The sequence below is a fragment of the Acinetobacter sp. GWC1_38_13 genome, from assembly GCF_001767535.1.
Lineage (GTDB): Bacteria > Pseudomonadota > Gammaproteobacteria > Pseudomonadales > Moraxellaceae > Acinetobacter > Acinetobacter junii.
The window spans coordinates 1-6,048 of record NZ_MELG01000122.1; the positions used below are offsets into that span (position 1 = coordinate 1).

At 36.2% G+C, this 6,048-nt stretch carries 6 protein-coding genes; 1 reads left to right on the forward strand and 5 read right to left on the reverse strand.

Features of this window, described 5'->3' with window-relative positions:
- Positions 1-46 precede the first annotated feature (46 nt).
- Entirely contained in the window at positions 47-955 is a 909-nt protein-coding gene (locus tag A2003_RS13560) for a thiamine phosphate synthase (protein WP_039047857.1), read from the reverse strand.
- Positions 956-1,131: 176 nt separating this feature from the next.
- Between A2003_RS13560 and hemP the strand changes: the two genes are divergently transcribed.
- Entirely contained in the window at positions 1,132-1,302 is a 171-nt protein-coding gene (hemP, locus tag A2003_RS13565; protein WP_004638676.1) for a hemin uptake protein HemP, read from the forward strand.
- A 79-nt stretch (positions 1,303-1,381) separates the two neighbouring features.
- On the opposite strand, the gene A2003_RS13570 is transcribed toward hemP, so the two are convergent.
- The 4 genes from A2003_RS13570 to tfpB form a co-directional block, all read right to left on the reverse strand.
- Positions 1,382-2,722, reverse strand: a complete 1,341-nt coding sequence (locus A2003_RS13570; RefSeq protein ID WP_286687491.1) for a sensor histidine kinase — start codon at positions 2,720-2,722, stop codon at positions 1,382-1,384.
- A 4-nt stretch (positions 2,723-2,726) separates the two neighbouring features.
- Positions 2,727-3,386: a response regulator transcription factor gene (locus A2003_RS13575; protein ID WP_286687492.1), complete on the reverse strand. Its 660-nt coding sequence runs from the start codon at positions 3,384-3,386 to the stop codon at positions 2,727-2,729.
- A gap of 103 nt (positions 3,387-3,489) precedes the next feature.
- A complete protein-coding gene (locus A2003_RS13580; protein WP_039047847.1) occupies positions 3,490-3,855 on the reverse strand; it encodes a NirD/YgiW/YdeI family stress tolerance protein in 366 nt (121 codons plus the stop codon).
- Between the two features lie 85 nt (positions 3,856-3,940).
- Positions 3,941-5,698 carry a type IV pilus assembly ATPase TfpB gene (gene tfpB, locus A2003_RS13585; RefSeq protein ID WP_039047846.1) on the reverse strand — a complete coding sequence of 586 codons (1,758 nt, stop codon included), beginning with the start codon at positions 5,696-5,698 and terminating at the stop codon, positions 3,941-3,943.
- Positions 5,699-6,048: the final 350 nt, after the last annotated feature.

Here is a 6,048-nt window from a genome sequence, read left to right on the forward strand (position 1 = left end):
GTCAAAGCTCAAGAAGCACGTCGAGCAATTCAAGCTCTTTAATTGGTTAAATTGAACTGAATTGTCGTATTCCAGCAAGCCCATAAGCATTACATTTTTGGGCTTGTTTTAAATCAGCTGGTGCAACACCTCCTAGAGCAAAAACTGGAATATCACTCTTTTGAGCTAATGCTGCAAATCCATCCCAACCAAGTACTTTGCTATTTAGATGAGTTGCTGTAGGATTTACAGGGCTTAAAAAAATCGCATCACAACCAATCTGATGCGCATGTTGTACTGAAACAGCATCATGGCAAGCTGCGATATAACGTTTAGCTACAACCAAATCACCCTTTTTCAGTTGCATTAACTGAAATTGTTTAAGGTGGACTGTTTTAATTTTTTCTTGCAACACTGTATTTAATTGTTGCCAAACATCCACATTAACAATCAACTTCAATAATTGCTGTTCAGACAATTTAATTAATTGCTGTTGAAGTTTTTCAATGTCTTTACTTTCTATACGTAAATACATTTGTGAATTAGTTTCTGGTAATTCATCAACTTGATCACTAATTTTGATCAAGTGAGACCAGATCAATCGCTCTATAATCGTTGAATTTGCTTTTGGAAAGTTTAAGTCCGCGAGTTGATCTCTACTAAACCAAGACCATGGTTGATGGATTAAATTTAAAAGCTCATCAGGAACATACGCATGGAAGAGATGTAAAGTAACAATAATATCGTCATATTCATGTCGAATAACATCGAACTGATGCCACTCCTTTAATCCGATTCCTACCTCCTCATAGACCTCTCTGCGGCAAGCTTGCTCAGGTGTTTCACCTTCCTCAATTTTCCCACCAGGAAATTCATGCTTATTACCTTGATGTTGGTTTGCTTGTCGCCATCCAACTAGCACTTTAGATTTATGTAATAGAATTGCGATTGAAACATCAACAGTAGCTTTTGCCATAACCATCTAAAATCCTTGATATTTTAAAATTCATTCTAATGAGTTTGTAACCCAATTCACATGTCAAAGAATAAATAATTTGATCATTTTGTAAAATAATGAAATTTGCATTGACAGGCCTATTCGATAATGATTATCATTTAAAACATTAAAAAACACACCACGGAGCATAACAAATGAACGCACCTTTTAATCTTTTTACCCGCAGTACAGATTCAGCTCAATCGTTGCCAATGTTACATTCAAACAACTTGTTTGCCTTAGGACGTGAAATTCGTATCATGCATGCAGGTGAAGAGTATCGCCTACGCCTTACTCGTAACAATCGATTAATTTTAACTAAATAAGATTAATAGAAGAATAAACGTATAAGAACAATAAACGTGGGAATAGCAGTATGTCAGCGCGTACTGCTCTTTTTGTTCGTTAAATAGTTTTAGGCAATTGTATTTGTACCTTTAATCCACCAATTGATGATTGTGCAAAAGTGATCCTAACACGATGAAGTTCTATTATTTTTTTACAAATTGATAACCCTAAACCTGAACCTTGTGTTTTCGTTCCCAACACCCTAAAGAATCGCTCACCTAAACGTTCTAACACTTCTGTATCGAGTCCAGCACCTTGATTTTCGATTGTTAAATTAATGTAATCTGAATCATCATCGAGTTTTATATGAATTAGATGATTCACTTCTGAATATCGAATTGCATTATCTAAAATATTTCGCAGGCAGGTATAAATTAATTGTTCATTAGCAAAAATATCTAACTTCTTATCAATTAAGATATTTTGATAAACAATTTCCAAATTTTTTGTTTCGATCGCAGTTGAAAAGTCAGATAAAAGAAGTTTCATCATCTCATTTAAATCAAAATATGTCTTTGGCAAATGTTCTGGATGTTCAGGATCTAAACGCGCGAGTAAAAGTAAATTTTCCAGTGTTTGAATTCCACGAGAGACATCTAATTGTATGCTATCTAGCTCTTTTGCACGTTCTGGATATTTTCGTTGTAATAATTGTAGGCGCAACTGAATCGCAGAGAGCGGTGATCTTAGCTCATGGGAAGCATCAGCAGTAAAGCGTTGTTCTGCTTTTAATGAATTATCTAAACGTTTAAGCAAATAATTCAATTGAGCTAGGATTGGTTGTAATTCCTTCACCTCAAATTCAGCAAACTTAATGGGACTTAAGTCTTCTGCATTTTTTGCTGAAATTTGCTTAGAAAGTTGATGTACTACTTTAAACTGTCGCTTAATTAAAAAATATAAGATCATCCATTGTAATGACCACACCATAAGCAGAATCAAAAAGTAAGCTGCAAAACTATGCAATAACTCCTCAAATCTTTCCTCTAACGGTTGTATCACCAATACATTCATATTTGCTTGATGATCTTTCGCAACATAACTCCGCCACAATTGATGATTCTGCCAAAAGAATCCGTACCGATGATGATCATTAGGAAAAATGCGAGGTTCTTGAACTAATGGAAAATCTTCTGATTGTGTTAAAATAAGTTGTGAATTTTTCAATCTGTATTGAATATCAAATTGTTCACTTAACTCATCAATTTGCTTCCCTGAGCTGGTGGTTAGGTCAGAAAGAAGCAGCATATCTGATATCTCATCCATGATTTCATCTTGCACATGCATGGTTTGATAAACAGAGACAACTACAAATATGAATAGCGCTAAGCTGCCTACCATGACTGAGCTGATTAAGGAGGTCTTAATTAATTGATTTTGCAATGAGACGGTTTTCATTGGTTCAACCCAAGTTCATTCTGTAACCTAAGCCACGAATAGTTTTGATTAGTTGGCTACCAATTTTTTTTCGAATTTGATATATGAAGACCTCTATCGCATTACTCTCAATCTCTTCTCCCCAAGCATATAATGATTCTTCGAGTTGCTCACGGGTGACTATTTGATTTGGATTTTGCATTAACTTATATAAAATTTGAAACTCTTTAGCAGTTAAATTTACCGTTTCACCTGCTTTAAAAACGGTCTTCGCATTAGGATCGAGTTTTAAATCAGCAAAACAAAGATATGCTCCTGTCTGCTTCTGAGATTGTCTTAGTTGTGCGCGGATTCTTGCAGAAAGTTCCTCTAAGTTAAAAGGCTTAACTAAATAGTCGTTTGCTCCTAAATCTAATCCCTCCACACGATCATGAATATGGTCCTTTGCAGTGATAAAAATCACTGGAATCAACAAATGTTGTTCACGAATACACTTCAGAATGTCATCACCAGATGCATTAGGTAAACCTCTGTCCAGCAAAATACAATCATAATGATGCTGTTTTACTGCCAAGATAGCGTGGTCGCCTCGTTCAACCCAATCAACACTATAACCATCTATTTCCAGCCAGTCTTTAATACTTTCAGCCTGAGAAGCGTCATCTTCTGCTAATAAAATTCGCATAATAAGGTTCTCATAATGAATGACTACAATCTATGATGCCTTGAAAAGATCAAACTAGCAAAAAGCCACATGATTTCTCATATGGCTTGTTTAATTCAATCAGTTAAAACTGCACTTGATCGACATCAACTTCAACACGTTTCATCGGCTTATAATCGATATCAATCTCACCGATCAAAGTCACAGGAGTTTTAGCAGATACTGGTTTACCTTTCCATAAATCATCATCAATATCGACAGTCATAGAACCTGTTTCGTCACTAAACTGGTATTTTTCATCACCGGTTGCTTTCACAATATAGCCTTTAAGCATAACAGGTGAATCATCTTTAAGTGTCAAAGCTTGTTTAACTGATGTCGTTTGTGTTGGTGCTAAAGCCTGTTGATTAACTGCACCCGTGTTCGCTAAAGCAAATGTTGTTGTAGCAACTAAGCCTGAAATTACAGCAATTTTAGAGAACATATTCATCTATTTACCCTTGTTTATGTATTCACTTTTGATAAAGCTATTTAAACAAAGCTAGATGAGGTGAATCTTAAGATTTCTATTGTGCTTAACTCAATGGTACGACACGGAGAACTTCTTCCAAAGTTGTTACGCCTTCAATCACTTTACGTGCACCTGCAATTCTCAAAGGTTCAACACCCTCTTTTTTTGCCTGTACTTTTAAATCATTCAAAGTTCCATGTGCACTAATCAAAGATTTGAGTTCGAGACTCACTGGCATAAACTCATAAATTCCTACACGACCTTTATAACCTGTATGACGACAGGTTTCACATCCAACCGCCTTATACATCGTTTCAGGCATTTCCATAATGTAATCAAAAGTCAGGTGTTCCCACTCTTGTTCATTCATTGAGGTTTCTTGTTTACATTGTGGACATAAACGACGGACCAACCGTTGTGCCAACACACCAAGAATGGTAGCAGCTGTTAAAAATGGTTGAACACCCAAATCATGCAGACGAGTTAAACTTGAAGGTGCATCATTGGTATGTAAAGTTGAGAGTACCAAATGTCCTGTGAGTGCGGCTTGAATTGCCATATTTGCAGTATCGTGATCACGAATCTCACCCACCATGATGATATCGGGGTCTTGACGCATCAAAGCTCGTACACCATCTGCGAATCCCAATTCAATCGTTGGATTAACCTGCATTTGGTTAAAACTTGGCTCCAACATTTCGATTGGATCTTCAATCGTACATACATTCACTTGTTCAGTAGCTAACTGCTTCAATGAGGAATATAGAGTTGTGGTTTTACCAGAGCCTGTTGGACCTGTTACTAAAATAATCCCATGACTATGTTGCGTTAATTGCTGCCAACTATGTAACAAATGTCCTTCGAATCCCAGTTGTTGAAAACTTCTAACCAACACTTCCGGATCAAAAATACGCATTACCAACTTTTCACCAAATGCTGTAGGCAAAGTTGATAAACGTAACTCTGTTTCTTGTCCTTTAGGTGTTCGTGTTTTCAAACGACCATCTTGTGGTTTACGTTTTTCAGCGACATTCATTCGACCAAGAATTTTAATCCGTGAAATCACTGCTGTGAGAGTATTTGCAGGCATATTATAAATTGTATGTAATACACCATCGATACGAAAACGTACCTTTCCCTTTTCCTTGCGAGGTTCTAGATGGATATCGCTAGCACCTTGCTCGAAAGCAAATTGCAACACCCAATCCACCAATTTAACAATGTGCTGATCATTAGCATCAGGATTTTGGGTATCACCAAGCTGTAATAGAGCTTCAACACCCTTATTATCTCGATCGAAAGGACTAGAGTTTTGAGAGGAATTTACAGCTCGACTGACTTGATAATACTCAACCAAATAGCGACGAAGCTGTTCAGGATTGATGAGAACGGGTTCAACTTTTTTAGGACTGAGGCTCCTCTCTAAATTATTTTTCCACTCCAAAGAAAATGGTTGATCCGTACCAATCAGAATACGATCTGCGTGTACTTCAACGGCAAGAATATGGTTCCGTACAGCAAACTCCTGCGACATAACCCCAGTTAAAACTGCTACATCAGCTTTTAATGGATCAATAACAAACAAAGGAACTTGAGACTTTTCAGCCAACCATAGACATAAGCGATTTAGTGTTAAGGTTTGCCCAGCATTTAGCTGGTCTTTTAAATTAAAGTTTGCTATCCATTGAAGAGGATGCCATTTCAATTGTTCTTTTTGGCGATGTGTAGTTTGTACCAATAATTTATCACGCTCATTAATTCTTCCGTCTTTTTGTAATTGTTCTAAACACCAAAAAATATCGATTTCAAAGTTAAACGTCATTGTTATACCCCAACTAATTTCTATAATATAACAGAGAACCAGCAGAATCTGTCAGATCATTTTGTAGATTCCAAATCAGTAAATACGCCTTGAAAACATAGACATAAGTTCAATAATTTGACTATAAACTTTGTAAAATTGTGATATAAGTTTTAGAAACTATTAAATATTTGAAATGTTTCATCCTTCCATATCAATGCTGCATGATGAACATATAACAACAGAGATAAACTATGGCTGAACTCATGAATTATTCGATACAAAATATGAACCGTACCGGGTTTGTCGGAGACTTTTTTATTTAAGTTAGGCCACCTGACCTAACGGGTTAATCTTATCATAGTACATTG

Coding starts and splice junctions, on each gene's coding strand:
- A2003_RS13560 (WP_039047857.1), bottom strand. CDS start 955: ATGGCAAAAGCTACTGTTGATGTTTCAATCGCAATTCTATTACATAAA.
- hemP (WP_004638676.1), top strand. CDS start 1,132: ATGAACGCACCTTTTAATCTTTTTACCCGCAGTACAGATTCAGCTCAA.
- A2003_RS13570 (WP_286687491.1), bottom strand. CDS start 2,722: ATGAAAACCGTCTCATTGCAAAATCAATTAATTAAGACCTCCTTAATC.
- A2003_RS13575 (WP_286687492.1), bottom strand. CDS start 3,386: ATGCGAATTTTATTAGCAGAAGATGACGCTTCTCAGGCTGAAAGTATT.
- A2003_RS13580 (WP_039047847.1), bottom strand. CDS start 3,855: ATGAATATGTTCTCTAAAATTGCTGTAATTTCAGGCTTAGTTGCTACA.
- tfpB (WP_039047846.1), bottom strand. CDS start 5,698: ATGACGTTTAACTTTGAAATCGATATTTTTTGGTGTTTAGAACAATTA.